Source organism: Phycicoccus duodecadis, from assembly GCF_002846495.1.
Lineage (GTDB): Bacteria > Actinomycetota > Actinomycetes > Actinomycetales > Dermatophilaceae > Phycicoccus > Phycicoccus duodecadis.
The window spans coordinates 2,967,932-2,994,669 of the sequence record NZ_PJNE01000001.1 but is presented as its reverse complement, the minus strand read 5'-3'; the positions used below and the strand labels follow the sequence as shown (position 1 = coordinate 2,994,669).

18 protein-coding genes are annotated in these 26,738 nt (G+C 74.6%); 11 read left to right on the top strand and 7 right to left on the bottom strand.

Features of this window, described 5'->3' with window-relative positions; translation table 11 throughout:
* Positions 1–66: 66 nt before the first annotated feature.
* The 5 genes from ATL31_RS13920 to ATL31_RS13900 all read right to left on the bottom strand — a co-directional run bounded on the left by ATL31_RS13920 (position 67) and on the right by ATL31_RS13900 (position 6,098).
* Positions 67–957, bottom strand: coding sequence for a hypothetical protein (locus ATL31_RS13920; protein WP_101396297.1), 891 nt, complete (start codon positions 955–957; stop codon positions 67–69).
* 91 nt (positions 958–1,048) lie between these two features.
* Complete coding sequence (gene sigM / locus ATL31_RS13915; protein ID WP_101397669.1) at positions 1,049–1,675, bottom strand: RNA polymerase sigma factor SigM; 627 nt, start codon at positions 1,673–1,675, stop codon at positions 1,049–1,051.
* A gap of 17 nt (positions 1,676–1,692) precedes the next feature.
* Complete coding sequence (locus ATL31_RS13910; RefSeq protein WP_143598398.1) at positions 1,693–3,882, bottom strand: protein kinase family protein; 2,190 nt, start codon at positions 3,880–3,882, stop codon at positions 1,693–1,695.
* Positions 3,883–3,957: 75 nt separating this feature from the next.
* Positions 3,958–5,610, bottom strand: a complete 1,653-nt coding sequence (murJ, locus tag ATL31_RS13905; RefSeq protein WP_143598397.1) for a murein biosynthesis integral membrane protein MurJ — start codon at positions 5,608–5,610, stop codon at positions 3,958–3,960.
* The gene (locus tag ATL31_RS13900) at positions 5,607–6,098 is read right to left on the bottom strand and encodes an NUDIX hydrolase (RefSeq protein WP_101396294.1); all 492 of its coding nucleotides are present in this window, start codon (positions 6,096–6,098) and stop codon (positions 5,607–5,609) included. Before ATL31_RS13900 ends, murJ begins: the two co-directional genes overlap by 4 nt.
* 107 nt (positions 6,099–6,205) lie before the next feature.
* Between ATL31_RS13900 and ATL31_RS13895 the strand changes: the two genes are divergently transcribed.
* Positions 6,206–7,675, top strand: coding sequence for a CCA tRNA nucleotidyltransferase (locus ATL31_RS13895; protein WP_245862468.1), 1,470 nt, complete (start codon positions 6,206–6,208; stop codon positions 7,673–7,675).
* Between the two features lie 16 nt (positions 7,676–7,691).
* On the opposite strand, the gene ATL31_RS13890 is transcribed toward ATL31_RS13895, so the two are convergent.
* Positions 7,692–8,270, bottom strand: a complete 579-nt coding sequence (locus ATL31_RS13890) for a YceI family protein (RefSeq protein ID WP_101396293.1) — start codon at positions 8,268–8,270, stop codon at positions 7,692–7,694.
* 192 nt (positions 8,271–8,462) lie between these two features.
* On the opposite strand from ATL31_RS13890, the gene ATL31_RS13885 reads away from it, so the two are divergent.
* The gene (locus ATL31_RS13885) at positions 8,463–8,927 is read left to right on the top strand and encodes a hypothetical protein (protein ID WP_101396292.1); all 465 of its coding nucleotides are present in this window, start codon (positions 8,463–8,465) and stop codon (positions 8,925–8,927) included.
* Positions 8,924–9,733, top strand: coding sequence for a PP2C family protein-serine/threonine phosphatase (locus ATL31_RS13880; RefSeq protein ID WP_245862465.1), 810 nt, complete (start codon positions 8,924–8,926; stop codon positions 9,731–9,733). Before ATL31_RS13885 ends, ATL31_RS13880 begins: the two co-directional genes overlap by 4 nt.
* A gap of 53 nt (positions 9,734–9,786) precedes the next feature.
* Here the strand turns inward: ATL31_RS13880 and ATL31_RS13875 are convergent, their stop codons facing one another.
* Entirely contained in the window at positions 9,787–10,344 is a 558-nt protein-coding gene (locus ATL31_RS13875; protein WP_143598396.1) for a 2'-5' RNA ligase family protein, read from the bottom strand.
* A 186-nt stretch (positions 10,345–10,530) separates the two neighbouring features.
* On the opposite strand from ATL31_RS13875, the gene ATL31_RS13870 reads away from it, so the two are divergent.
* From ATL31_RS13870 to ATL31_RS13835, 8 genes are all read left to right on the top strand, one after another.
* Positions 10,531–11,985, top strand: a complete 1,455-nt coding sequence (locus tag ATL31_RS13870) for an FHA domain-containing protein (RefSeq protein WP_101396290.1) — start codon at positions 10,531–10,533, stop codon at positions 11,983–11,985.
* The gene (locus ATL31_RS13865; RefSeq protein WP_101396289.1) at positions 11,982–13,436 is read left to right on the top strand and encodes a serine/threonine-protein kinase; all 1,455 of its coding nucleotides are present in this window, start codon (positions 11,982–11,984) and stop codon (positions 13,434–13,436) included. The genes ATL31_RS13870 and ATL31_RS13865 overlap by 4 nt, the downstream gene beginning before the upstream one ends.
* Positions 13,437–13,455: 19 nt before the next feature.
* Complete coding sequence (locus tag ATL31_RS13860; protein ID WP_101396288.1) at positions 13,456–14,166, top strand: FHA domain-containing protein; 711 nt, start codon at positions 13,456–13,458, stop codon at positions 14,164–14,166.
* Positions 14,167–14,324: 158 nt separating this feature from the next.
* A complete protein-coding gene (locus ATL31_RS13855) occupies positions 14,325–20,666 on the top strand; it encodes an Ig-like domain-containing protein (protein ID WP_143598395.1) in 6,342 nt (2,113 codons plus the stop codon).
* Positions 20,667–20,709: 43 nt separating this feature from the next.
* A complete protein-coding gene (locus ATL31_RS13850; RefSeq protein WP_101396286.1) occupies positions 20,710–21,681 on the top strand; it encodes an AAA family ATPase in 972 nt (323 codons plus the stop codon).
* The gene (locus ATL31_RS13845) at positions 21,678–23,240 is read left to right on the top strand and encodes a DUF58 domain-containing protein (protein ID WP_101396285.1); all 1,563 of its coding nucleotides are present in this window, start codon (positions 21,678–21,680) and stop codon (positions 23,238–23,240) included. Before ATL31_RS13850 ends, ATL31_RS13845 begins: the two co-directional genes overlap by 4 nt.
* Entirely contained in the window at positions 23,237–25,771 is a 2,535-nt protein-coding gene (locus ATL31_RS13840) for a transglutaminase-like domain-containing protein (protein WP_101396284.1), read from the top strand. Before ATL31_RS13845 ends, ATL31_RS13840 begins: the two co-directional genes overlap by 4 nt.
* 381 nt (positions 25,772–26,152) lie before the next feature.
* A complete protein-coding gene (locus tag ATL31_RS13835) occupies positions 26,153–26,737 on the top strand; it encodes a helix-turn-helix domain-containing protein (RefSeq protein ID WP_101396283.1) in 585 nt (194 codons plus the stop codon).
* Position 26,738: the final 1 nt, after the last annotated feature.

The following is a 26,738-nucleotide window of genomic DNA, read 5'->3' as shown; positions in this document are numbered from 1 at the left end:
ACCGATCCTAGGGCGCGGATGTTCCCGCCGTCCGGCCGCCTCGCCGGGAGCGGTCGCCCGCTGTCGTCAGCCGGCCGGGACGGGACCCGCCAGGACCTGCGGAGCGGTCGCCGAGCACCCGGGCCGGACCGCCCAGGCCGTGCGCGCCCCCGAGGCCGAGGTGGCCAGCACCAGCACCGCCGGCTCCCCGTCGACGGTGGCGGACGCCAGCAGAACGCGGTCGCCGCGGGGGATGCCGAGGGCCGAGGCGCAGGCCCGACCGCCCGCCGGGGTCGCGGTGGCCAGACCGCCGGCGGCCGGGGCCACGCCAGGGGGCGCCGCGTCGCTGCGGACCGTGGGCACCGACGACGGGAGCTCGGTGGCGACGGCGGCGAGATCGGCCGAGGACAGCACGAGGCCCCCGCCGACGACCTGTACCCGCAGGGCGTCGGACCCGACCACGAGGGTGGAGGCCGCCGTGAGGCCGCTGGCGTCCTCGCTGCGTTCGACGGCCGCGGACCCCGCCTGCCCGCCGCCGGCGGTGTCGGCGAACCCCAGGGCCGCGGGGAGGCCGCCCGGGCGGGTCGTCCCGAGGACGAGACCGCCGGCGCCCAGCAGCACGACGGCGGCAGCCGCGGCCCCGAGCAGCCGCAGGGAACCCCGTCGGCGGAACGGCACCACCCGGCCGGCACCCGCGTCGACCCCGGGGCCTCCGCCGGCTGCCGCACCGGCCGTGCGAACGGCGCCGGGCAGGGCCACGACTGTGGAGCGGTGGCCCTCCTCGTCGGCCCGCAGCTCGGGCGGGCACTCCGGGGCGGCCCAGCCGGTGGCCAGCCGCGCCTCGTCGGCCAGGGCGGCCTCGATGCGCCGCACGAGGCCGTCGGGCATGGGTCCGGGGTCGGGAAGGCTCCCGAGCAGCGCACGCATCCCGGTGGGGTCGTGCTCGATCGGGTCGCTGTCGTCGTGGGGGTGGTTCACGAGCTGCTCCAGCGGGGGCCGAGGGCGGACAGGGGGCGACGCTGGGGGCCAGGAGGGGGGCCCGCACAGACGCCTGGTCGGTGGTGGGACGTCACGAGGCCCCCTGCGGTTCCGTGCGACCAGGCACCGGCGGCGGGGGCGGCGGCTCCATGCCGGCGCCCGCCGTGTCGGGCCGGGGCCGCAGCATCGCCGCCAGGGCCTCGCGGCCGCGGAAGCAGCGGGACTTCACCGTGCCCTCGGCCACGCCGAGCACCGCGGCCGCCTCGGCGACCGACAGGCCCTGCATGTCGACCAGCACCAGCGCCGCCCGCTGCGCCTCCGGCAGGCGTCCCAGCGCATTGCGGACCACGATGGCGGTCTCGGTGGACGCGTGGTGGTCGTGGCGGTCGGGCAGGTCGATCTCGGCCAGGTCACCGGCCCGCCGGACCGCCGCCGTGCGCTCGCGGCGCAGCCGGTCGAGGCAGGCATTGACGACGATGCGGTGCAGCCAGGTCGTGACCGCCGCCTCACCCCGGTAGCCCTCGGCCCGCCGAAAGGCCGAGACGAAGGCCTCCTGCACGGCGTCGGCGGCCATCTCGCGGTGGCCGCAGGTGCGGATCGCGACCGCGTACATCCGGTCGCGGTGCCGCCGGAAGAGCTCACCGAAGGCGGCCCCGTCGTCCCCCTCGACGTGCCGCGCCACGAGGGCAGCGTCGTCGAGCTCGCCGAGGTCCTCGATGGTCACGGGCGCCACACTCAGCCGGTGACGACGACCTCGTTGAGCCACGCACGCCGCTGGCGGTTCTCGTCGACGTGGAGGCTGGTGTACCAGAGGACGATGTACTGGCCCGAGACGTCGGCCGGGACCGGGAAGTCGAGGCGGCCCTTGGCGTCGGTCTTGGCGCCGATCTTGGTGGCTCCCTCGAGGGAGGCGTCGGCCCCCACGTAGACCTCGACGTCGACCGCCTTGGGCACCGTGAGCTGCACCTCCTGGGGCTTCTTGTTGGGCCCGAGGTCGACGATGAGGCCGACCCCCTTCTTGAGGCCGCCGAAGTCGTCGGTGCGGTACTGCTCGGACTTCCAGCCGGTGTCGGGGTTGCCGTCGTAGGTCTTGGGGGTGAGCTGGTCGTTCTCGTTGTTGTCGCCCTCCGGGTCGTAGGCCGACACCTTCAGGATGGCGAGCGGCTCGGCGGCCCCGGCCGACCCACTGGCGGAGGGCTGCGCGGAGCCGCTGGGCGAGGGTGACGCGCCGGCTCCGGTGACGGCGCTCGGGCCGGACAGGCCGAGGTCGGTGCGCGAGCCGATCTGCTTCACCCCGATGACGCCGATGACCAGAGCCAGCACGAGGAAGACGCCCACGATCGCCAGCGCCAGCTTGGACTCGTCACGGGTCAGCGGCGCCGCGGGCTCCATCGGGGCGGCCGCGTGCGGACGCTCGGTGTCGGGGCTGAGCTCGGAGACCTTGTCGACCGCCCGCTTGGCGAAGTCGGTGACGGCCGAGCCCACCGTGCCGAACGCCGCCGCGGCGCCCGTCGCAGCACCCGCCGACCCGGGGTCGGTGCGGCCGCCATCGGCCGGGCCGGCGTCGGTCGCCCCGCCCCCGCTCCAGACCGCGTGGCGCTCGGCGGGAGCATCGGCGTCGTCGGCGACGGGCTCGGCGCGGCCCTCGGTCTCGTCATCGGTCCCGCGCACCGCGGCGGTGCGGGCGCTGAACCAGCCCCCGACAGCCGCGGCGGCGCCGGCGGCGACCCCAGCGGCACCCGCGGCCATCCCGGCAGCGCGGGCCCCGGCCCCGGTGGGCTCGTCGGCCACCGGCACGTCCGCGGCATCCTCGTCGTCCAGCCACGCCGGGGGCGGGGGGCGACGCGGGCCGTCGGCGAGGGGTGCGCCGGCCTCGGGAGAGGTCGGCTCGTCGAGAGCGGTGAGGTCGGCGGTGGACCCGCCGGGATCGGACGACGGGTCGGCGTCCCCTCCGATGACGGGGAGGGTGGCGGTCGAGCCGAGCGCGGCGTCCGCGGCCGCACCCTCAGCGGTGACGGACGACGCACTGGGGGCGGACGTCGCGGTGGCGGACGAGGCAGGCGGCGTGGCAGCGGCCGGCAGGAGCGGAGCGACCGGCGCGGGCGGAACCACCGGCGGCCCGGACACGGGCTCGACGGTGGACGGTACGACGGCATCCTGCGGGCGCTGTGCGACGACGGGTCGGCCGACCACCTGGCGCGACGGCCACGGCGCGACCTGGCGCGCGTAGTCACCGGGGCTGGTGGGGCCCTGGTCGTCGTTGAGGGTCAGGCGGCACAGGGCGTCGAGGTCGCGGGGCACGCCGGCGGAGATCTCGGACGGCGAGGCGACGCCGCCGGGGACGCGCGGGGCCGGGCCCAGCCCGGAGCCGCCGGCACCCAGCGGCCACAGGCCGGTGAGTCCCGCATAGGTCAGCCCGACGACCCCGACGGCGTCGCGGCGGCTGGCCTCGTCGGGCTCGAGGCCGTCCTCGCCGGCGCGCACCCCGGCGACCTCGAGCCCGCGCAGGACGTCGTCGGGGGTCAGGTCGAGGTGGTGCACGCCGCGCTGGCGGGCGGACTCGAGCGCCGAGGCGACCTCACCGGTGATGCGGCGGACCTCGTCGCCGGGGATGCCGCCGTCGGTGACGAGCTGAGCCAGGGTGCGGGCGTCGTCGAGGCTCTCCTCGACCACGAAGGCCACGTCGGCGTCCTGGCCGACGTCGAGGATGCGCACGAGGACGGCGTGCGAGATGGCCCCTGCGCGCCGGGCGGCATCCAAAAAGGCTGCCGCGCGGTGGTCGTCACGCGCGATGACCATGACCGAGACGGAGCGTCCGAGGGTGGAGTCCTCGGCGGTCCAGCGCTCGGTGCCGCGGTCCTGCGCGAGGCGGCGCTGCACCGTGTAGCGCCCACCGAGGACGGTGCCGGGGCCCACACCCTTCACCGTGGCTCCTTCCGGTCGTCCGTCACGGCTGCCCCACCGGTCACGCGGCGGAGTCCGACCATCGTAGGGGGTGCCTCAGCCGCGGCGGAGCCCGCGCAGCCGCCTCCCCACGGGTGCGAGCAGCGCGTCGACCTCCGGGACCCGCAGCAGGTGGGCGACCGCCCAGGTACCCGCGAGCATCAGCACGCCGGCGACCCCGAGCACGACGACACCCTCGAGCAGCGCCTGCGGCCCGCGGTCGGCACCGAGCCCGGGCAGCAGCAGGTGCACGGCCAGGGCGAGCACCCCGGCGATCACCGCCGAGGGCACCGCCAGCTTCACGTAGGTGACCGCGATGGAGCGCAGGCCCAGGGAGCCGTGCTGCCGGCGCAGCACGACGAACCCGATGACCGAGCCCACGAGGTAGGCGAACGCCTGCCCCAGCCCGACCGTGAAGGCGGTGGCCCGCGGGTCGACGAAGGCCGCCGCGAGCGTCACCAGGGCGGCGGTGGAGGTGACGACGCACTGGATGCGGAAGGTGAGGTGCGTCTGCGTCTGGGCGTACAGCACCCGGTCGTTGAGGAAGCCCCAGCCCATCGGGATCATCAGCCACAGCACGCCGTAGAGCACCACGGCCACCTGCGCGGTCTGGGCCAGGGTGTTGGTGAAGAACAGCGAGCTCGCGACCAGCGGGGCGAAGGCCAGCAGGAAGGCCAGCCCCGGGACGAGCAGCACCGACGGCGCCCGCATCCCCTGGTCGTGGTAGCGCAGCACGGCGCGGTGGTCGCCCACCGCCGCGGCCTCCGACAGGCGGGTGTACAGCGCCGTGATGAGCGAGACGGTGACGAGCCCGTGCGGGAGCAGGACGATGAACTGGGCGTTGGTGAAGGTCGCGAGGCTGGGCACGCTCTCGCCGAGGCGCGCGCCCTCGGCGCCCGCGCGGGTCAGCACCCGGCTGGTGACGATGAACCCCAGCTGCTGGACCGCGATCGAGCCGATGGTCCACTTGGCGATCGAGCCCATCTCGCCGAAGCCGTGCCCGCGCACCCCCCACAGCCAGCGGTAGCGGAACCCCATCCGGTGAAGCGCCGGGAAGAGCCCGAGGCACTGGATGACGATGGAGAGCGTGGCGGTCCCGGCCAGGATGCCGATCATCGTGCCGGTCCACCGGCCGGGGGGCGCCGACAGCGGCAGGTCCACCGCGCGGAACCAGAGCAGCCCCGCCACCGCCACCACGTTCGCCAGCGCCGGCGCCCAGGTGAAGGCCGCGAACCGCCCGTTGGCCGTCAGCACCTGGCCCAGCACGGTGTAGAGGCCGTAGAAGAACAGCTGCGGCATGCAGATGACCGCGAACACGACCGCCAGGCGCACCGCCGCGGTGTCGCTCGGGCTGTAGAAGATGCGCACGACCAGCGGCGCGAGCGCCGTGAGCAGGACGGTGGCGACGCCGAAGAACACGACCGAGACGGTGACGACGCGGTTGACGAACTCGTCCCCGTCGGGGCGCTGGCGGGCCCGGACGATCTGGGGGACCAGCACCGCCTGCACCGCCCCGCCGGCCAGCAGCAGGTAGAACTGGTTGGGCAGGGTGTTGGCGGCGGTGAAGGCGTCGGCGGTCAGGCCCGAGAGGCCGATGACCGAGGCGAGCAGCGAGGTGCGGGCGAGCCCGACGACGCGGCTGACCAGCGTCGCGGCCGCCATCACCGCCCCGGAGCGTCCGACGCTCTGGGCGGGGGCGGGGGCGCTCACCCGGCGTCCCCGGCCAGCCGTTGCCAGGCGAGGCGGGCGATGCGCCGCTCGTTGGGGAAGGTCAGGTGGCGGTGGGCGTCCTCGAGCGCCAGCCACGCGACGTCGATGGCCTCGTGGTCGGGGTCCTTCTCGATGGTGAGGAAACCGCCGGTGGCCTCGAGCAGGTAGTGGTGCACGTACTTGTGGATGCGCCGGTCACCGGCCGCGAACCAGTAGTCGATGGTGCCGAGCTCGATGAGGACGCGGCCCTCGATGCCGGTCTCCTCCTCGACCTCGCGCACGGCGGTCTCGGGCAGGGTCTCCTCGCCCTCGATGTGGCCCTTCGGGAGGCACCACTCGACCCGGCCGGCCCGGTTGCGGCGGGCGATCACGGCGATGCGGGCGCGCCCCTCGTGCACGTCGACGACCACGCCGCCGGCACTGCGCTCCTCGACGGCCGGGAGCCGCCGCGGCGGGACCCCGGTCGGCTCGGCGGCGGCGTGACTCATCTGGTCACTGTAACGAGTGGGCCGCGGGGGACCGGGAGGCTCGGAGGGGCGCCGACGCGGCCGGAGGCGTCCCGCGGGGCCGCCGTCACCGCCTACCCTTGACCATCGTGTCCACCCGCCAGCCCCCGGCCGCGCTGCTGCGCCAGGCCGTCGCGCATCTCGCGCCGGTGCTCCCCGTCCTCACCGAGCTCGGGCAGCGCTTCGCGGACGCGGGGCACGAGCTGGCGCTGGTCGGCGGCCCGGTGCGCGACGCGTTCCTCGGGCGCGTCTCGGCCGATCTCGACCTCACCACCTCCGCCCGCCCCGACGAGACCGAGCGCCTCCTGAAGGCCTGGGGCTCGGCCACCTGGGACATGGGGCGCGCGTTCGGCACCATCGGCGCCCGCCGCGGCCAGCACGTCGTCGAGGTCACCACCTACCGGGCCGACGCCTACGACGGCGTCACCCGCAAGCCGGTCGTGGCGTTCGGCGACTCCCTCGAGGACGACCTGGTGCGGCGCGACTTCGCCTGCAACGCCATGGCGCTGCGGCTTCCCGAGGTGCAGTTCGTCGACCCGCACGGTGGCCTGACCGACCTCGAGAACCGGGTCCTGCGCACCCCCACGACGCCGGAGGTCTCCTTCGGCGACGACCCACTGCGGATGATGCGGGCCGCGCGCTTCGTGGCCCAGCTGGGCTTCGTGCCCGACCCCGCCGTCCTCGTGGCGATGCGCGAGATGTCGGCGTCCATCGAGCGGGTCTCCGCCGAGCGGGTGCGCGACGAGCTGGTCAAGCTGCTGGTGGCCGACCACCCGCGGGCCGGGCTCGAGCTGCTGGTCGCCTCCGGGCTCGCGGCCGTCGTGCTGCCCGAGCTGCCCGCCCTGCAGCTCGAGGTCGACGAGCACCACCGGCACAAGGACGTCTACGTCCACTCGATGATCGTGCTCGAGCAGGCCATCGACCTCGAGGGCCCCCCCGGCTCCACACCCGAGGACGTCCCCGGCCCCGACCTGGTGCTGCGCCTCGCCGCGCTGCTGCACGACATCGGCAAGCCCGCGACCCGCCGCTTCGAGGACGGCGGCGGCGTCTCGTTCCACCACCACGAGGTGGTCGGCGCCAAGCTCACCGCCAAGCGGATGAAGGCACTGCGCTTCGACAAGGAGACCATCAAGCAGGTCGCCCGCCTGGTCGAGCTGCACCTGCGCTTCCACGGCTACGGCGAGGGCCAGTGGACCGACTCGGCGGTGCGGCGCTACATCACCGACGCCGGCGACCTGCTGCCCCGCCTGCACCGGCTGACCCGGGCCGACTGCACCACCCGCAACGTCCGGAAGGCGCGGCGGCTCTCGACGGCGTACGACGACCTCGAGACCCGCATCGACCGGCTGCGCGCCGAGGAGGAGTTCAAGGCGCTGCGCCCCGAGCTCGACGGCCACGAGATCGGCGAGGCCCTCGGCATCCGGCCGGGGCCGGTGCTCGGGCGGGCCTACGCGTACCTGCTCCAGGTGCGTACCGACGACGGACCGGTCGGCCCGGACGCGGCGCGCGAGCGGCTGCTGGCCTGGTGGGCCGAGCAGCCGGAGTCCCGCCAGAGCTGAGGGCCGCCGCCCGGACCTACTCCTGCGGGGTCGCGTCGGTCTCGGGGGCGCGCTTGATCGCGGAGATCTCGAACTCGAGGGTGATCCGCTCGGAGACCAGGACCCCGCCGGAGTCCAGCGCCATGTTCCACTGCAGCCCGTAGTCGCGGCGGTTCACCTTGCGGGTGCCCTCGAAGCCGGCCCGCATGACCCCGAACGCGTCCTTCTCGACGCCGGTGAGGGCGATCGGGATCGACAGGGTCTGGGTGACGTCCTTGATGGTGAGGTCGCCGGTGACGAGGTAGGCGTTGTCCTCGACCTCTTCGACGCGGCTGCTCACGAAGGTGATGTCGGGGTAGGTCTCGACGTCGAAGAAGTCGGCGCTGCGCAGGTGCTCGTCGCGCTGCGGTGTGCGGGTGTCGACGCTGGCGGCCTTGAGGGTGATCTCGACGTGCGAGTTCGCCATGTCCTCGAGGTCGGCGTGCACATGACCTTCGACCTCGTTGAACGAGCCACGCACGGTCGTGATCATCGCGTGGCGGGCCGAGAAGCCGATCCGCGTGTGCTGGGGGTCGAAGTCCCAGTCGCCGCTGAGCGTGGTTGCGGTGTCGGTCATGGCGCCTCTCCACCAGGTCGGGTGCAGCGGACGCTGCTCGCGGCAGTGTGGCAGAGGGGGCGGGGGTTGCACGAGGGTTCGGAGGGAACTGGCCGCGCCGGGTCCGGCCGGCGGGGAGTCCTCCCCATCGCCGCGACCCGCGCCGCGGTCTAGGCTCTCGGAGTCCACCGTCGTCCGAGGGGAGCACCTCGTATGCCCGTCCTCGCCCATCCGGGCCCGAGCGCCCCCGCGGCGCCGGCCGTGCACCTCGAGGCGCCCGACGGGTGGGCGGCCGTCCCCGCCGGCGACGCCCTGCTGCGGCTCAGCGGGCCCGGCTCGCAGGAGCGCCCCGTCGAGATCGTCGTGCGCCAGCTGGTCGAAGCCCCCGACACCACGACCGAGACGGTGGTGGCCGACGCCACCGCGGCCCGCGGCGGCGAGGTGGAGGACCCGTTCGTGGTCGACCTCGGCGGCCGGGAGTGGCACGCCCGCAACGTCTCCTGGGACGAGGACGGCACCCCGGTGGTCGAGGTGCACCTCGCGACGCCGCTGCCGGCCGCCGATGGCTGCGCGCCCCACCTCCTGGTCGTCGGGCGGGTCGGCGGCGCCGGCCTCGACGACGACTACGACGCCCTGCAGGCGGTCCTGGAGTCGGTGACGGTCGAGGACGTCCCGTGACCCCCGCCGGGCGCGTCCTGCGCGGCAGCTCGATGCTCGTGCGGGCCGCCGCCGCCACCGACGTGGGCAAGGTGCGCGAGCACAACGAGGACAGCATCCTGGCCGGCACCCGCGTGTTCGCGGTCGCCGACGGGATGGGCGGGCACGCCGCGGGGGAGGTCGCCTCGAAGATCGTCGTCGAGGCGCTCACCGAGCTCGAGGACCACCCGCCCACCCGGCCCGAGGACGTCGCCGAGGCCCTGCGCGAGGCCAACCGCCGCATCCTGCGGGCCCAGGCCGAGCACCCCGAGCTGCGCGGGATGGGAACCACCGCCACCGGGGTCACCGTGGTCGACACCGGGGGGCGCGAGCACTGGGTCGTCTTCAACGTCGGCGACTCGCGCGTCTACCGGGTCGCCGACCACCGGATGCACCAGGTCACCCGCGACCACTCCGAGGTCCGTGAGCTGCTCGACGCCGGGCTGCTCGAGCCGTCGGAGGTCGCCGGGCACCCCCTGCGCAACGTCATCACGCGCTCGCTGGGCACCGACCCGGGACCGGAGATCGACGTGTGGATGCTGGCGCCGACGCCCGGCGAGCGTTTCGTGATCTGCAGTGACGGGCTGTCGGGCGAGCTCGAGGACCGCGACATCATGCTGCTCGCGCGCCAGCACGCCGACCCGCAGCGCGCCGCCGACGAGCTGGTGGCGGCCGCGGTGCGTGCCGGTGGGCGCGACAACGTGTCGGTGGTCGTGGTGTCGGTCGACGCCGGCGCCGAGGACGACGACGCGGACACCCACCCGCGCTCGGGGCTGCCCCGGCGGTGACCCGCACGACCCACCGGGTCGGGTCGGGTCGGGTCGGGTCGGGTCGGGTCGGGTCAGGAGGTGTACAGGGTGTGCACGCGCTCGAAGATGGCGCCGTCGTCGCGGTGCACCCGGCTGAGGACCTCCACGCCCTCGAGGTCCCACTCGCGGCTGCGGTAGCGCTCGAGCTTGTCGACCAGCGCCTGGAGCACCGGCAAGGTCGTGCCGGCGGTGACGCGGGCGACGGTGAACTTCGGGACGAAGCGGCGCCGGTCGACGTAGAAGCCGAAGTCGCTCACCATCGGGGGCAGCGCCTTGGCGACCGCGATCATCCCGTCGACGTCGCCGACGATGCCCAGCGAGACGGTCGGGTCGTCGGGGGACTCCAGGGCGACGGCGCCGGCCAGCCCGATGCGCGGCGTCATCCCGATGCCGGCCACCAGCTCCACGAGGTGCTCACAGAGGGCCTCGACGTCGGGCCGCGTGAGGTTGCCGAGCCCGATGAGCGGCAGCCGCAGCGCGCCGGTGGGCACGACGTCGAGCTGGGCCCGCGCCCCGGGGGTGCCGTCGATGATCGCCTCGATCTCGTTGACGACACCTTCGGGCGGGACGAGCGCCACGGAGACCTGCACCGACATACCTCCTGAGCCATGGTCGACGAACGGCTCATCGTCGCACGAACCCGGCCGCCACGGCGGCCGGACCGGGACGCCGGTGGGCCGTTCGACGGCGATGGTCCGACCGGGCGGCCGAGGGCGCGAGTCGCCGTTACCCTGTGGCGTGTTCGCCACCCCGCCCCGTCGCCCGAGGAGCTGCACGTGACCTCCGTCCGCTCGGCCCTGCGTGAGGGCTACGTGGAGATCACGGCTCCGGGGATCACCGCGGTCGTCGAGGTCGCCGACCGCCACCTCGACGCCCTGACCAACGCGGCGGGCGACGGCGTGATGCCGCTGTTGGACCTGCTCTGCTCGCGCGGGCTGCTCGTGATGCCGTCGTTCGGCATCGTCACCACCGGCGGGGACGCCGTGCGCGTGCTGCTGCACGGCCCGGTCACCGCCGTCCTCGGCGACGGCCGGGTGGTGTCCTCGGGCGGCCGCGAGCCGTGGAGCGACATCGACGTCGCGGATGCCGGCGACGAGGTGGTCCTCACCGTCCCCGAGCCCGAGCCCGCCGTCGCGCGCGGATGGCGTCGCCCGGCCCGCCTGCGGACCGGCGCGGTCGCGGCGGCCGAGACCGCAGCCGCCGAACCGCGTGTTCCCGAGCAGCGGGTGGAGCCGGAGCCGGAGCCGGTCGTCGAGCTCGAGCCCGTTCCGGAGCCGGAGCCGGAGCCCGTCGTGGAGCCGGAGCCCGTTCCGGAGCCGGAGCCGGAGCCCGTCGTGGAGCCGGAGCCCGTCGTCGAGCCCGAGCCCGTTCCGGAGCCGGAGCCCTCCGCCCCGCTGGCCGCGCCCGTCGTCCCGGCCGACCTGACCCTGCCGCCGCCCGAGGACGCCGCCGGCAGCTCCCCCGCCGAGCGGGTGCCCCCGTCGGCGCCGCCCGAGCGCAGCATCATCGACTCGGTGCCGTGGCGCCGCGGCGGCGCGGAGTCCCCGGCCCCCGCCCGGCCGGTCACCAGCGTCTATGACGCACCCCCCGCCCCGGGGACTGAGGTCCCGGTCGCCGAGCCCGCACGCCCGGTCGCGCCGGAGGTCCCGGACCCCCCGGCCCTCCCGGAACCCGCCCCGGCCCCGCCGACCCCCGTGGCCGAGGAGTCGCCGGTCGCCGACGTGACCACCTCGCGCGACGCGCTCCCGCGCAACGACGAGGACCTCGACCGCCCGGTGGTCCTGGCGGTGCTCTGCCCGGCCGGCCACCACTCCCCGCCGCACGCCGGCCGGTGCCGGTCGTGCGGGCGCGAGATCCCGCCGCAGCAGCCCACTCCCATCCCGCGCCCGCAGCTGGGGGTGCTGCGCATCTCCAGCGGCGGCAGCGTCCCCCTCGACCGCGGCGTCCTGCTCGGTCGCGCCCCGCGCGTCAACGAGGAGCTGCCCCCCAACCAGCGCCCGCACCTCATCCGGCTCGGCGGCGACCGGGACATCAGCCGCAACCACGCCGAGGTGGTCCTCGAGGGCTGGCACGTCCTGGTGCGCGACCTGGGCTCGACCAACGGCACCACCGTCGCCCTGCCCGGCGAGGAGCCGGTGCGGCTGCGGCCCACCGAGGACCAGGGCATCGAGCCCGGCACCGTCATCACCCTCGCCGACGAGGTCTCGCTCACCTACGAGGTCGAGGGATGAGCGGAACCGCCGCGCCGGACATCCCCGGCCTGGAGTTCGTGCGCCCGCTCGGCTCCGGCGGGTACGCCGACGTCTACCTCTACGAGCAGCAGCAGCCGCGGATGAACGTGGCGGTCAAGGTGCTCAAGCGCCAGGGCCTGACCGCCGCCATCCGCCGCCAGTTCGTCGACGAGGCCAACACCATGGCCCAGCTCGCCGACCACCCCTTCATCGTGCAGGTCTTCCGGTCCGACCAGACCGCCGACGGCGGCGCCTACCTGGTCATGAAGTACTACCCGCCGCCGAACCTCGCGCAGCGGGCCAAGGCCGAGCGGCTCTCGGTCGAGGAGGTCCTGCGCAGCGGCATCCAGATCGCCAGCGCCGTCGAGACCGCCCACCGGGCCGGCATCATCCACCGCGACATCAAGCCCGCCAACGTGCTGGTGAGCCAGTACGGCCAGCCGGGGCTCACGGACTTCGGCATCGCCGGGCGTGGCGGGCACGCCGAGGACGTCGACGAGGACGTGGGGGTCTCGGTGCCGTGGTCGGCGCCCGAGGTGCTGTACGGCCAGTCGAACGGCGACGCGCGCAGCGACGTGTACTCGCTGGCGGCCACCCTGTGGCACCTACTGGTCGGGCGCTCGCCGTTCGAGCAGCCCGGGGGCGACAACTCCGCCTACGCCCTGATGCCCCGCATCCGAGCGACCCCGGTACCCGCCACCGGGCGGGCCGACGTGCCCGTCTCGCTCGAGCGGCTGCTGTCGCACGCGATGGCCAAGAACCCCGACGGCCGCCCGCAGACCGCACTCGAGCTGGCCCGTGGGCTGCAGGCGGTCGAGCGCGAGCAGCGCCTGCCCAGCACCGCCGTGGTGGTGCTCGACGAGACCGGCCGGACCGCGGTCAGCGCGCTGCCGCAGGCCCGCGGCGCCGACGACCACGACCGCACCAGCGTGCGTGCCCTGTCGGTGCCGACGGCGCCCGTACCGGTCGGCGCCCCCGCGCACGGCGAGGACGAGGACGACGAGGACGCCCCCGCCACCATCAGCGGCGGCGTGGTGCTCGGCGTGCTGGCGCTGCTGGTGGCCGTCACCGTCGGCGTGGTCGTGTGGGCGGTGAACCGCGGCGGCGACGAGGGCCAGGCGCCGGTGGCACGGCCCACCCGCTCACAGACCGGCGCTCCGAGCCGGGCCGTCGACTACCCCGAGCAGCCGGCCATCGACGCGCGGGCGGTCGCGGGTGGGGTCACGTTCTCGTGGAACTACGTGGGGGCGGAGAAGGGCGACTTCTTCCAGCTGCGGGTGGGGGCCTCCGAGGCCGCCGTCCCCGAGGCCGAGGTCATCACGGTGAAGACCGGCTCGCGCTACACGGCCAAGGCCGCCTCCGGTACGACGGTCTGCGCCCAGGTGAAGGTGTCGCGCAGCACGGGGGTGCCGTCGCCGTACTCGACGATCCGCTGCGAGGCCGCCGGATGACGACGACGAGGGGGGCACGATGGGTGTGACGGTGGAGTTCTGCGGCGAGGAGTTCGCCGCCCCGGAGGACCGGCCGCTGACGATCGGGCGGGTGGCCGACGTCGAGATCGACGACAACCCCTACCTGCACCGGGTCTTCCTCCAGGTGCACCACGAGCACGGGTTGTGGTGGCTCACCAACGTCGGCTCCACGCTGACGGCCACGGTGGCCGACACCAAGGGCCTGTTCCAGGCATGGCTCTCGCCCGGGGCGCGGATCCCGCTGGCGCTGGAGGCCTTCACCGTCTGGTTCACCGCCGGGCCGACCACCTACGACTTCGACATCCTGGTCGAGGACACCCCGTTCGTGTCGGTCGAGACCGCCGCCGACCTCGAGCCCGAGGACTCCGCGGGGCAGACCACGGTCGGGCGGGTGTCGATGACCCCCGACCAGAAGCTGTTGGTCGTGGCCCTGTGCGAGAGCTTCCTGCGCACCACGTACGCGGGGGGCGGCCAGATCCCGTCGTCGGCCGACGCCGCCGCCCGGCTCGGCTGGACCGTCACGAAGTTCAACCGCAAGCTCGACAACGTGTGCCAGAAGATCGCCGACGCCGGCACCCGGGGGCTGCACGGGGGGCCCGGCAAGCTCGCCAGCAACCGCAAGGCGCGCCTGGTCGAGCACGCGCTCTCGACCCGGATGGTGACCGAGGCCGACCTGGCGATGCTGCCCGAGGCCGCCCCGCGCGGCTGAGGCCGCGCGGACCTTCGGACGGGCCCGGCCCAGCGGGGAGACCTCCCCTCCCGACTCGCAGAGAACGGGGCGCTCGCGCGGTTACCCTTGTCCGCGGGGTGCCGGTGGATGGGGGTCCGTGCGAGCACCCGGGGAGCACATCGACGTTGGGAGAGAACGTGGCACGGGCCGGAGTGGCACGCGCTCGCGCGGCCCGCAACCGCGCGCGCCGGCGCACGGCGGCTGCCCTCGTCGTCACCCTGATGGCCGGCGGCCTCGCGTACGCCGCGGCCGCCAGCGACGGCAGCACCGTGCACGAGACCGACCTCAACGACGCCGGCGTCTGGGTCAGCTCGGCCGCGCAGGCGAAGTTCGCCAAGGCCAACGTCCCCATCGGCCAGCTCGACACCGGGGTCGCCACCGACGCGGGCAGCGGCGCCGGCCTCGACGTCCTCCAGGACGGCGCGGTCGTCCTGGGCATCGGCACGGGTACCGGTGAGCTCTTCCCCATCGACGTGCGCACCTCCACCGCCGGCGACCCGGCCGCCACGATCCCCGCCGTCCCGGCCGGCAAGGGCCGGTTCGTCCCGCGCCCGGTCGACCTGCGCGGTGGCACCCTGGCCATGCTCGACCCCGCCGCCGGCAAGGTCTACGCCCAGCGCGTCGACCCCGAGGCCGGCACCGACAACTTCCCCGGCGTCGCCGTGGGCGCCAAGCCGGTCGCGACCGTCGGCCGGAACGGCGCGCTCGCCGTCGGGCTCGACGGCGTCGTCCACGTCGTCTCCGGGGCCGACGGCTCGGTCACCTCGGTGGCCCCGAGCCCCACGGGGTTCGGACGGCCGGTCGTCACGCGCACCGCCCTGCGCACCGAGACCCCCGACATCACCGCCGTCGGCACCCGGTTCGTGGCCTACGACGCCGCGAAGGACCGGGTCTACACCGCCGCGAAGCCCGACGGTTTCGACGCCCAGGTCACCGTCGACGGCGCCCGCCTCGCGGCGCTGCAGCAGCCCGGGCCGGATGCCGACACCGTCGTCGTCGAGTCGGCCGACCGCGCCGTGCAGGTGCCGCTCGACGGCGGGCCGCCACCCGGCGGGGTCGTCGTCGGCGAGCAGGTCAACCGCGTCCCCGGGGCCGTGCTGGTCACCCGCCCGGTGGTCCTCGACGGCTGCGTGCACGCCGCGTGGGCCGAGCAGGAGCGCGTCTTCTACGGGGCCAACTGTGGCCGCGTCGGTGACGAGCCCACCACCACGCTGCCGGCCGACGGCAAGGAGCCGACCCGCGACGGCGTCGCCTTCCGGGTCAACCGTGGGCTCGTCGTCCTCAACGACCTCGACAACGGCGGCGTGTGGGACCTCGAGGACAAGCCCACGAAGATCGATAACTGGGATGCCCTCACCCCGCCCACCCGCCAGGACGACAAGAACACCAAGAAGGACCAGAACCTGGTCGACGAGGCCGCGCTGGAGCAGCCGCCCACGGCCAAGCCCGACCCCGAGACCGTGCGGCCGGGCCGGACCAGCAAGCTCCACGTGCTTGACAACGACACCGACACCGCGGGGTCGGTGCTGGCCATCGACCAGCGCGACGTCACCGCGCCGTCGATGAAGGGGGTACGGGCCACGGTCTCGGCCGACGGGCAGGCCATCGACGTCGCGGTGCCGGCGAACACCGCCGGCGAGCAGTTCGAGTTCTCCTACAAGGTCAACAACGGCAAGAAGACCTCCAAGACCGCCGCCAAGGTCTCGGTCCGCATCGTCGGCGATGACGTCAACGGCGCGCCGGCGCTGCGCCCCGGTGGGTCGCGGGCCGCCCAGCGGGCCTACCCCGTCATCGCGGGCAAGCGGCTGTCGGTGCCGGTGCTGGCCGACTGGCGCGACCCCGAGAACGACGTCCTGGCGGCCCGCGCCGACGTCGAGGGCGGGGTCGTCGACGGCCAGGGCCGCATCACCCTCAGCGCCCCGGTCGACCCCGGCCGCCAGCCCGTCGCCTACGTCGTCACCGACGGCCGGGGCGGCACGACCAAGGGCAGCGTCAACGCCCTGGTGATCTCTCCCAGCGGCGACTCGAAGTTCGTCGCCCCCACGACCCAGCCGGATGCCGTGCGCGGGGTGGTCGGCAAGCCGCTCGAGGTCGAACCGCTCGGCAACGACATCGCCGGTGCCGACCCCGGCGAGCCCGACGCCACGCTGACGCTGCGCTCCGAGGTGCGCCCCGTGGGTCCGCTGCAGGTCGACACCGACCTCGCCACCGGCCAGGTCACCGTCACCGGCTCGGCCCCTGGCACCTACGAGCTCATATACTCGGCCACCACCGGCGCGGGCGCGGCGGCCGGCCGCATCCGGGTCGACCTCGTGGCTCCGCCCGAGGGCGCCCCACCCGTCGCCGTGCCCGACACCGCCACGCTCCACGACCAGTCGGCCACCCTCGTCGACGTCCTGGCCAACGACTACTCCCCGCGCGGTGACGTGCTGGTCACCGCCTCGGTGCAGGCCACCGGCGAGAACGGCTGGCTCCAGCCGTCGATCTACCAGGGCCGGTGGATCCGGCTCGAGGCCCGTGAGCCGGGGCCGGTGGGCACCGACGCCGCCCGCCGGGGGCAGGTCGTCTACACCGTGAGCGACGGCACCCAGCGCACGACCGGGCAGATCGACGTCCTCCAGCAGGGCCCCGACGACACCGCCCTGCCGCTCCTCGAGGACGACCGCGCGACCGTGCGCGAGGGCGACACCGTCTCGATCCCCGTGCTCGACAACGACACGATGGCCGATGGCATCCCGCTCGTGCTCGACCCCGGCAGCGTCAAGGTCATCAGCACGGGTGACGAGCAGCGGGCGTTCGCCTCGGGCAACGTCATCCGCTACGTGCCGGAGGCCAAGGGGCTCACGGCCGACACCTTCGTGACGATCGAGTACGCCGCCTACGCCGAGGGGATGAAGGACCGCGCCCAGACCGCCCGGGTGCGGGTGCAGGTCACGCCGCTGCCGAACGCCCAGCGGATCGACCAGGCGCCGGTGGCCCGCAGCTTCACGGCCACCGTCACCGCCGGCGACCCCATCACCATGACGGTGCCGACGTTCGGGGTCGACCCCGACGGCGACAGCGTCAGCGTGACCGGCGTCGTCGGCGCCGACGGGGGAGCGGTCGACCTGACCCTCGGCCGCGTCGTGCGCATCGGGCCCACGACGATCACCTACGAGTCGTTCCCGCTGGCGGCCGGCACCGAGGTCGTCACCTACGAGGTGCGCGACCGCTTCGGGGCCACCAGCCGGGCCTCGGTACGGGTCGGCGTGGTGCAGCCCGGAGACCCGCAGCCCCCGGTGGCGGTGGCCGACGAGGTCCTCGCGGCGCCCGGCAAGACCGTCACCGTCAAACCGCTGGTCAACGACCTCATCGCCCGCGGCGACGTGGTCGACCTCGAGACTGCCTCGCTCAACGACGCCGCCACCCTGCGCCAGTGGCGCGTCGACGACAACCGCACCGTCACGACCAAGGTCCCCGACGACACCACCACGCCGCACCGCCTCGTCTACGGCATCAGCAACGGCATCTTCGACCCCTCGCGGGCCTCCATCCTGGTGCGTCCCGTCAAGGGCTGGGTCAACCCGCCGGTGGCCAACGACGACGTCGCGGCGCCCAAGCCCGGCGAGACCGCCACCCTCGTCGACGCTCTCGCCAACGACACCGACGTCGACTCCGACCCGGCCACGCTGCAGATCGTCGAGGTGCTCTCGCCCGACGCCCGCTACGACCCGTCGACCCGGCGGGTGTCGGTGAAGGTCCTCGACCATCCCTACGCCGTGCCCTACGTCATCGAGGACGAGGACGGCGCCCGGGCCATGGCCGTCATCAACGTTCCTACCGGGGCCAACGGGCAGCCCTTCGTGGTGCAGAACGGCCTGATCGAGATGGACCCCGACTCCACGCTCACGGTGCCGCTGAACGACTACGTCAAGAGCCCGCGGGGCCGCGTCGTGTCCGTCACCACCGCCCGCACGGTGTCGTCGTCGCCGGCGGAGAACCTCGAGGTCACGGCCACCGACAACCGCACGCTGCAGCTCACGTCCCGCAACGGCTACGTGGGCCCGGCGGCCGTCATGCTCCAGGTCACCGACCAGGACGCGGTCGGCCAGAAGGACTTCGGCACCGCGTACGTGTCGGTGCCGGTGCAGATCGGCCCCAAGGTGCCGTTGCTGCGCTGCCCCGACGGCGCCGTCACCCTCCTGGCCGGCGGTCTCGAGCGCACCATCGACATCCCGACGTTCTGCCACGCGTGGCTGCCGGTGGGGGTCACGTTCGACAACGTCGACTTCGAGACCCGCTGGGAGACGAAGGCCGACGCCACCCTGCGCACCGACGGCGAGGGGGGCCGGCGCATCGTGCTGGGCGCGGCCTCCGACGCCACCACGTCGCAGGGCCGCCTCGTGGTCTCCTCGCGCGGGATGCCGACCCCCTCCGGCATCAACGTGCGGGTGCTCGGCGGCGAGGCGCAGCCGCCGGCGCGCCTGCGCCCCATCACCGTCAGCGGGCTCACCGAAGGCGAGTCGCGCACCGTCGACGTCTCGGCCTACCTCGACTCCCCGCTGCGCGACCCCTCGTGCTCCATCACCGCTGCCGCCGTCGAGAGCGGGACCGGCCTCACCACCTCGGTCTCGGGATGCCGTCTCACCCTCACGGCCGGGGCCGAGCCCTCCCTCACCGCGTCGGTGGCCATCACCGTCAGCGACGGGCCCAACCGGGCGGCCGACGGCCGGGTCTCGGTCACCCTGCTCGGCCGTCCCGGTGCCCCGCGCCAGGTGGCCGCGGTCGCCGACCGCGACGCCGGGGGCCAGGCGCGGGTGGCGTGGCTGCCGCCCACCTACGACGGGGGCTCGGCAGTCACCTCGTACGTCGTGCGCTGGACCGGGGGCTCGTCGGGGCAGCTCAGCTGTTCCGCCTCGCCCTGCACGGTCACCGGCCTGACCAACGGCAAGGACTACCGCTTCACCGTCGCCGCGGTCAACGGCATCGGGGAGGGCGACCCGTCGGCTCCCAGCGGCGCCGTCCGGCCCGACACGCTGCCGCGCCAGGTCACCGGTGTCGCGATGGAGAGCCGGGGCGACGGCACGCTCGGCATCCGCTGGGATGCCCCGGAGAACGAGGGCAGCCCGCTGACCAAGTACGTGGTCCGGCTGATCTCCTCGACCGGCCAGACCAGGACGGTGGACGTGCCGGCGAGCTCGCTGCGTACGACCGTGACCGGCCTCGACAACATGGCCGAGCAGTCGGTGCAGGTGCAGGCCTGGAACGAGCTCGGCGCGGGGCCGTTCGGGCCGGCGGTCACGATGCAGTCGGCGGGCACCCCGCCCGCCCTGCCGGCCCCGGGCATCCAGGCCAGCGGCCCCGGCCCGGCGCAGGACTCGGCCACCCTGACCATTACCTGGGAGCAGGGCTCGCCCAACGGGCCGCCGACGACGAAGTACACCCTCTACCAGTCGGTCGGCAACGGCGCCTGGACGGCGGTGCAGGACACCGCGCCCGACGTGCGCCGCGCCGATGTCGTCATCCCCTACGACGGCAACACCTACCGCTACACCGTCACCCTCACCAACGGCGCCGGTCTCGAGGGGCCGCGGACCAACTCCTCGTCGTTCACGTCCGTCGGCCAACCCTCGACCCCGACGCTCAAGGCCAGCACCCCGGGCCCGGACCGCCGGGTCACCCTGACCGTGGGTGTGGGCCAGCCCCGAGCGGGCTCGTTCTCGTCGATCCGCTGGTCCGGCGGCGGCCAGAACGGCACCTACACCTGTGGGTGCACCCCCGGCTCGCAGGTGAGCTTCGCGGTGGGTCCCTTCGACACCTCGCCCACGAAGAGCTACCAGTTCACCGTGTGGACCGTGAACTCGGGCGGCAGCCAGTCGAACCAGGCGAGCGACGGGGGCGTGCCCTACGGCAACACCCTCACCCCCACCGGGATGGGCGGCTCGCGCAACGCCAGTAACGACATCACCTGGAGCTGGAACCTGCCCACCAACGGCCGCGCCGTCAGCGCCGTGCAGCTCGAGGTCGACGGCAGCCAGGGCGGGTGGCAGGCGCCCCGCACGACGTACACGATGAACAGCGCCGCACCGGGCAACCACACGGTGCGGGTACGGGCCCGCTCGAGCGACGGCGCGGCTGACTCCGGCTGGGCCGGAGCCACCGTCAACGTGCCGAACCCCACGCCCGAGATCTACAACGTCCGCAAGGGCACGAACGGCACCGACCCCAACGGCATCGGCTCGTGCCGGTACTCGCCGGGCTGCCCGCGCGTGCTGTTCGACATCCGCAGCTTCCCCGGCAACACCTCGTGGAAGGTGCGGGTGTGGACCGGCGGAGGGTACGTCGACTCCTCCGTGACCCTGGTCACCAACGGCGCCGGCAACGACTACTCGTGGCCGACCACCGGTGTCATCGTCGCGAACGGCAACGGCCCCGTGGCCGTCCGCCTCTGCCCGGTCGGCGGCGGCGCCTGCTACACGTCCAGCTATGTCTCCTGGTGAGCCCCCCCACACCTCGACGCACCACCGGAAGGAACTCCCACGCATGACCGTCACCCCTGACCAGGCCGCCTGGTTCTCGCAGACCTTCGGCGCCATGGTCGCCAACGTCGACAAGGCGGTACTGGGCAAGGAGCACGTCATCCGCCTCGCGCTGACGTGCATGCTCTCCGAGGGGCACCTCCTCCTCGAGGACTTCCCGGGCACCGGCAAGACCCAGCTGGCCCGCGCCATGGCCGGCACCGTGAAGGGGACGAACTCGCGCATCCAGTTCACCCCCGACCTGCTGCCCAGCGATGTCACCGGCGTCACGATCTACGACCCCAACATCAAGAAGTTCGAGTTCCACCAGGGCCCGATCTTCGCGACCATCGTCCTGGCCGACGAGATCAACCGCGCCTCCCCCAAGACCCAGTCGGCGCTGCTGGAGGTCATGGAGGAGGGGCACGTCACCGTCGACCGGACCCGGCACAGCGTGGGCGAGCCGTTCATGGTCATCGCGACCCAGAACCCCATCGAGCAGGCCGGCACCTACCGCCTCCCCGAGGCCCAGCTCGACCGCTTCCTGATGAAGACCACGCTCGGCTACCCCGACCACGAGGCCACCGTGCGGGTGCTGCGCGACGCCGCCACCCGTGACCGCACCAAGGCGCTCGAGCCCGTCGTCACGTCCGAGGTCATCTCGGACATGGCGGCCCTGGCCGACGACGTGCACGTCGACGACGCGATCCTCGACTACGTCTCGCGGCTGGCCGAGGAGACCCGGCGCCACGTCAGCATCCGGCTCGGGCTCTCGGTGCGTGGCTGCCTGGCCTACGTGCGGTGCGCCAAGACCTGGGCCATCAGCCAGGGCCGCGACCACGTCGTCCCCGACGACGTGAAGATGCTGGCGCAGCCGATCCTGAACCACCGGCTGCTCGTCACCGCCGAGGCCCAGTTCGCCGGGATCACCGTCGGTCAGGTGATCGACCAGATCCTCGCCGAGGTGGCACCCCCCACGGAGCGCATCCCCGCATGAGTGGCACCACCGGGGCGGAGGAGGCCGAGGCGACGGTCCGACGCTCGGACCTGACGCCGCCCCCCGCCGGGCCGTCACGCTCGGCCCCTACGACCGAGCCTCCGAAGCAGCCCAAGGCGCCCAAGGCACCCAAGGCCCCTCGCGCCTCCCGGCGCGGGGGTCGCAAGGGCCCGCGCATCGCCCTGCCGACGCTGCGCACCACCGGGCCCGGCCGGCCCCGCGCCGCCGAGCCCGCCTCCGGGGCACGGGTCCGCCGCCGGGTCGACGGCGAGACCCGCACGATCACCCTGCCGCGCGTGCAGGTACCGAGCGCCCTCACCGACACCGGCGCCCGCATCCTCGTCCTCACCGGCAGCCGCATCCGCCCGATCGCCGACCAGACCCGCCCCGTGTGGCACCCGGTGATGCAGGTCCTGCGCTGGGTCTCGCCGCTCGGCTGGACGGTGCTGGTCGTCGGCCTCGTCGCCTGGTGGCTGTCGGCGCGCTACACCTGGGTCGAGCTCGCGATGGTGGCCACCGGCTGCCTGGTGCTGGTCCTGGCCTGCGTCCTGCTGGCGATCGGCCGCTCGAAGCTGCTCATCCGGGCCGAGGTCGAACCGACCCGCGTCACCGTCGGGGACCCCGCCACCGGACGCGTCACGGTGCGCAACACCGGCCGCCGCGGGATGCTCCCGCTGCTGCTCGAGCTGCCCATCGGCCGGACCGCCGCCCGCTTCACCCTCCCCGCCCTCGGCGCCGGCCGCACCCACGAGGAGCTCTTCGTGGTGCCGACCGCCCAGCGCGGCGTGGTCCCCGTGGGGCCGGCCACCACCGTGCACGGCGACCCCCTGGGCCTCGTACGCCGCACGGTGGCCTGGACCGAGCGCACCGAGCTCGTCGTCCACCCGCGCACCGTGGGCCTCGAGAGCCTCGGCGCCGGCCTGCTGCGCGACCTGGAGGGCCAGGTCACCCCCGACCTGTCGATGTCGGACCTGGCCTTCCACGCGCTGCGCGAGTACCAGCCCGGCGACGACCGGCGCTACGTGCACTGGCGCTCGTCGGCCAAGCACGGGCGCCTCCTGGTGCGCCAGTTCCTCGACACCCGCCGCTCGCACCTGGCCGTCATCGTCGACACCGACCCCGACGTCTACGCCGCCGTCGATGAGGACGTCGAGCTCGCCATCTCGTGTGCGGCCTCGCTGGCGCTGCGCTCCATCCTCGACGAGCAGGACACCACGGTCGTCTGCCACGGGCAGACGGCCTCGCGCACCACCGGCCCCCTCACCCTCGACGCCCTCGCGCGCGCCGCCGTCGGCCGGCTCGACCTCTACGCGTCGGTCGGGGAGGCCGCGGCCCTGGCCCCGGACGCCAGCATCGCCGTCCTCGTCACCGGCGTCGAGCGGCCGTTCATCCAGGTGCAGCGCACCCTCGACCAGTTCGAGCCGGAGGTCGTACGCGTCGCCCTCGTCGTCGACCCCGACGTACCGGTCGGGGTGCGGCGGCTGGGGTCCATCGTCATCCTCCACGTGCGCGAGCTCAGCGACCTGCGCCGCGTCCTCTTCTCCGGAGCCCTCGCGTGACCGCCTCCACGCCCGACCAGCCGGCCGCCCCCAGCCTGGCCGCCGCGCTGCGCGGCGGCGACAAGCCCCGCCGTCGGCGCCGCGACCCCGAGGCCCCCGCGCGCTGGCGCACCGCCGTCCCCGACCGCGACACCCTCGTCGACCTCGGCTTCGCCGCCGTGCTCTGCGCCATCGCCCTGGTCGGGATGCGCACCGGCTTCCTCGGCGCCGAGTGGGTCGTCGCGGCGGGTGCCGGGCTGGTCCTGGGGCTGCTGGTCGGCCACCTGGGCGCAGCCTTCCGCTGGATGGCGCTCACCACCTTCCTGGTGCTGGCGGCCGTGTACTTCCTGCTGGGCGGCCCGTTCGCGGTGCGCGACAGCCTCCTGGGCGGGGTCGTCCCGACGCCGCAGACCTTCGTCGACCTCGCCACCTGGGCGGTCACCGGCTGGAAGAAGTGGCTGACGCTGCTGCCCCCCGTCGACGCGCGCGGCCCGGTGCTGGCCCTGCCCTGGCTGGCCGGCCTGCTGGGCGGCGCGCTCACGCTGGGGTTCGCGCGGCGGTGGGCCAACGTGCCGCTGACCGCGGTCGCCCCGCTCCTGCTGCTGGCCGCCTCCATCGCCTTGGGCACCGAGGAGACCGCGGCCCGCTTCGTGCAGGGCGTCGGCTTCGCCGCCGCGCTCGTCGCGTGGCTCGTGGTGCGCTCGCAGCGCAACCGTCCCCCGATCCAGAACGGCGCGGGGCAGCAGGCCCGCCTGCTCACCGGCGCCGGGCTCGCGGCGGTGGCACTGCTCGCGGGCGCCGTGGCCGGCCCGGCGCTGCCGGGGTTCGACGGGGCCGAGCGTCGTGAGGTGGTGCGGGCCCGGCTGGTGCCGCCGCTCGACGTCTCGCAGTTCGCCAGCCCCCTGCCGGGCTTCCGCCGCTACACCGAGCCCAACGACGCCAAGCTCTACGACGAGGTCGTCCTGCGCGTCCAGGGCCTGCCGCCGGGCCAGCTGGTCCGCTTCGCCACCCTCGACCGCTACGACGGCCTGGTGTGGGGCGCCGCCGACCGCGACGCCGACGGGCTGCCCTTCCAGCAGGTCGGCTCGCGCATCGCCGCCACCGGCGGGGGCCGCCACGTCGATGTCGACGTCACCGTCCCCGACGGCGGCTACCGCGGCAACTGGCTGCCCACCGTCGGCGCCCCCACCAGCATCGAGTTCAGCGGCCCGCGGGCCGAGGAGCTGGCCGACGCGCTCTGGCTGAACACCGGCACCGACACCGCGGTGGTGCCGGCCGGGCTGCTCGGGGGCGAGAGCTACCGGATGGGCGCGCTGGTGCCACCGATGCCGGCCACCACCCTCCCGGAGGACCTCGACGTCGCCACCGGGGCCTCGCCCGGGGTCGACGCCGACTTCCTCGACGCGCGCATCGACGCCTGGACCAGCCGCGCCGACGGCGGGGCCTGGTCGAAGCTGCGGGCCTTCGCCACCGCCATGCGCACCGAGGGGACCTACACCGACGGCGGCACGCCCAACAGCTACGAGAAGGTCTACCTGCCGGGGCACGCCATCTCACGGCTGACCCGCTTCGTCGGCTCGAGCAAGCTCGCCGGCAACGACGAGCAGTACGCCGCCACCCTGGCCCTGGTCGGCCAGCGGCTCGGCATCCCGTCCCGCGTCGTCATGGGCGCGGCGCCGGAGGCCAACGGGGACGTGCGCGGCAAGGACGTGCACGCCTGGGTGGAGGTCCGCCTCGACGACGGGAGCTGGTACGCGCTCACCCAGCAGACCTTCGTCCCGAGCCGCGACAAGGCCCCGAGCGAGCAGCAGCTGAAGACCGAGGAGCAGAAGGTCGGCGCCCAGGTGCCGCCGCCCGCCGGGGTCAGCCCGCCGTCGGTGCTCCAAGGCCCGGACCAGGCGCAGAACGCCACCGACGTCACCAAGCGCAGGAAGAACCCGTTCGACGTCACCGCGTGGCCGCTCTGGCTCCAGGTCCTGGCCGGCCTGGTGCTGCTCGCCCTGCTGGTCGCGTTCTACGTGCTGGCCCTGCGCCGGCTCAAGGGACGCCGCCGGCGGGCCCACGCCATGACCGGCCCGGTGCCGACCCGGGCGGCCTGGGTGTGGCGCGACCTGGTCGCCGAGGCCCACTCGCTCGGGGTGGCCGTGCCGCGCGGGGTGACCCGGCGCGAGCAGGCCGCCGACATCGACGCGGCCGTGGCCGCCTCCCTCGCCGCCCGCACCCCGGCCGAGGGGGCACAGCCCCCGCCGGTCCCGCCGGTCGCCACCGGTCGCCCCGGGGTGGCCGCCTCCGAGGTGGCGGCGATGGTCGACGCCGTCGTGTTCGGGCCCGGCGAGGGCGACCCCGAGCGCACCGCGGCACTGCACATCGAGAGCGAGGCCGCGCGCGCCACGATGCGCGCCGGGGTCGGCCGGTGGACGCGGCTGCGCTCGGACGCCGACCCCCGGCCCTACCTGGTCCGCGCCGAGACCCGGGGCCGCCGAGGGCGCTGGTGGCGACGGCTGCGGCTGCCGGCGCCGGCGCGACGCGGGGCCGGACCCCGCACCGCCTGACCGGCCGGTGCGGCACACGACGGAGCGGGTGACACCTCAGGGGTGTCACCCGCTCCGTCGTCGTCCCGGCCATCGGGCCGGCCGCGGACACGCCGGGTCACCGGCTCGCCCGACCCGACCTCCGGGACGTCGTGCTGCCCTCGGTCAGCAGACCGCGCAGTGCCCGTACTGGATGGCGCTCGCCGGTGCGGCGGAGGCGACGGCCGCCGGGGTGGCGACGAGGACGGTGAGGAGACCGAGGACGGAGAGGAAGCGGCGCATGATAGATGTCCTTTCAGAGGGTGATGGGCCGAACGCGAACATCTTGGCAAAGTTCGGCGCCCACGTCGCCCGCGGAGGGCGCGTGGCCCCCGATGTCGTCCCGGCCGTAGGGTTTGGGCCATGACCGCCGAACGGCACCTGCGGCACCTGCACGCGATGTCCGCCGACCCGGCGCGGTTCGACCTGTTCGAGCAGCTCAAGGTGCACGAGCGGCCGATGACCACGGCCGAGCTCGCCCGGCTGGTCCCCACCGCCCGGCGCGGCATCCAGGCCCACCTGGGCGCGCTGGCCGACGGCGAGTGGATCGAGCGGGTCGAGGGTGAGGGCCGGTCGGCGGTCTGGCAGGCCCCGCAGGTGGCCATCGAGTGGGCCGAGGAGGACGGCTCCGACCCCGCGGTCGCCCGGGCGCTCGAGGACCTCTACTGGATCGCCCTCCAGCGCCGGATCAACCGCATCCGCCGCTTCGACGCCGAGCGGCAGACCGGTGAGTGGCCCGAGGAGTGGGTCGCGGCCACCATCGGGCGCGACTACTCGCTGTGGCTCACGGCCGATGACCTGCACGAGCTCGACGCCGCCCTGGTCGAGCTGTTCGAGGGCTTCCGGGCCCGGTCGGTGGCGCGGCGGGTCGCCGAGGGCACCGACCCGCCCCCCGGGGTCGAGCTCGTGTTCGTCACCAGCTCGGCCTTCCCGCTCTCGCACGACTGAG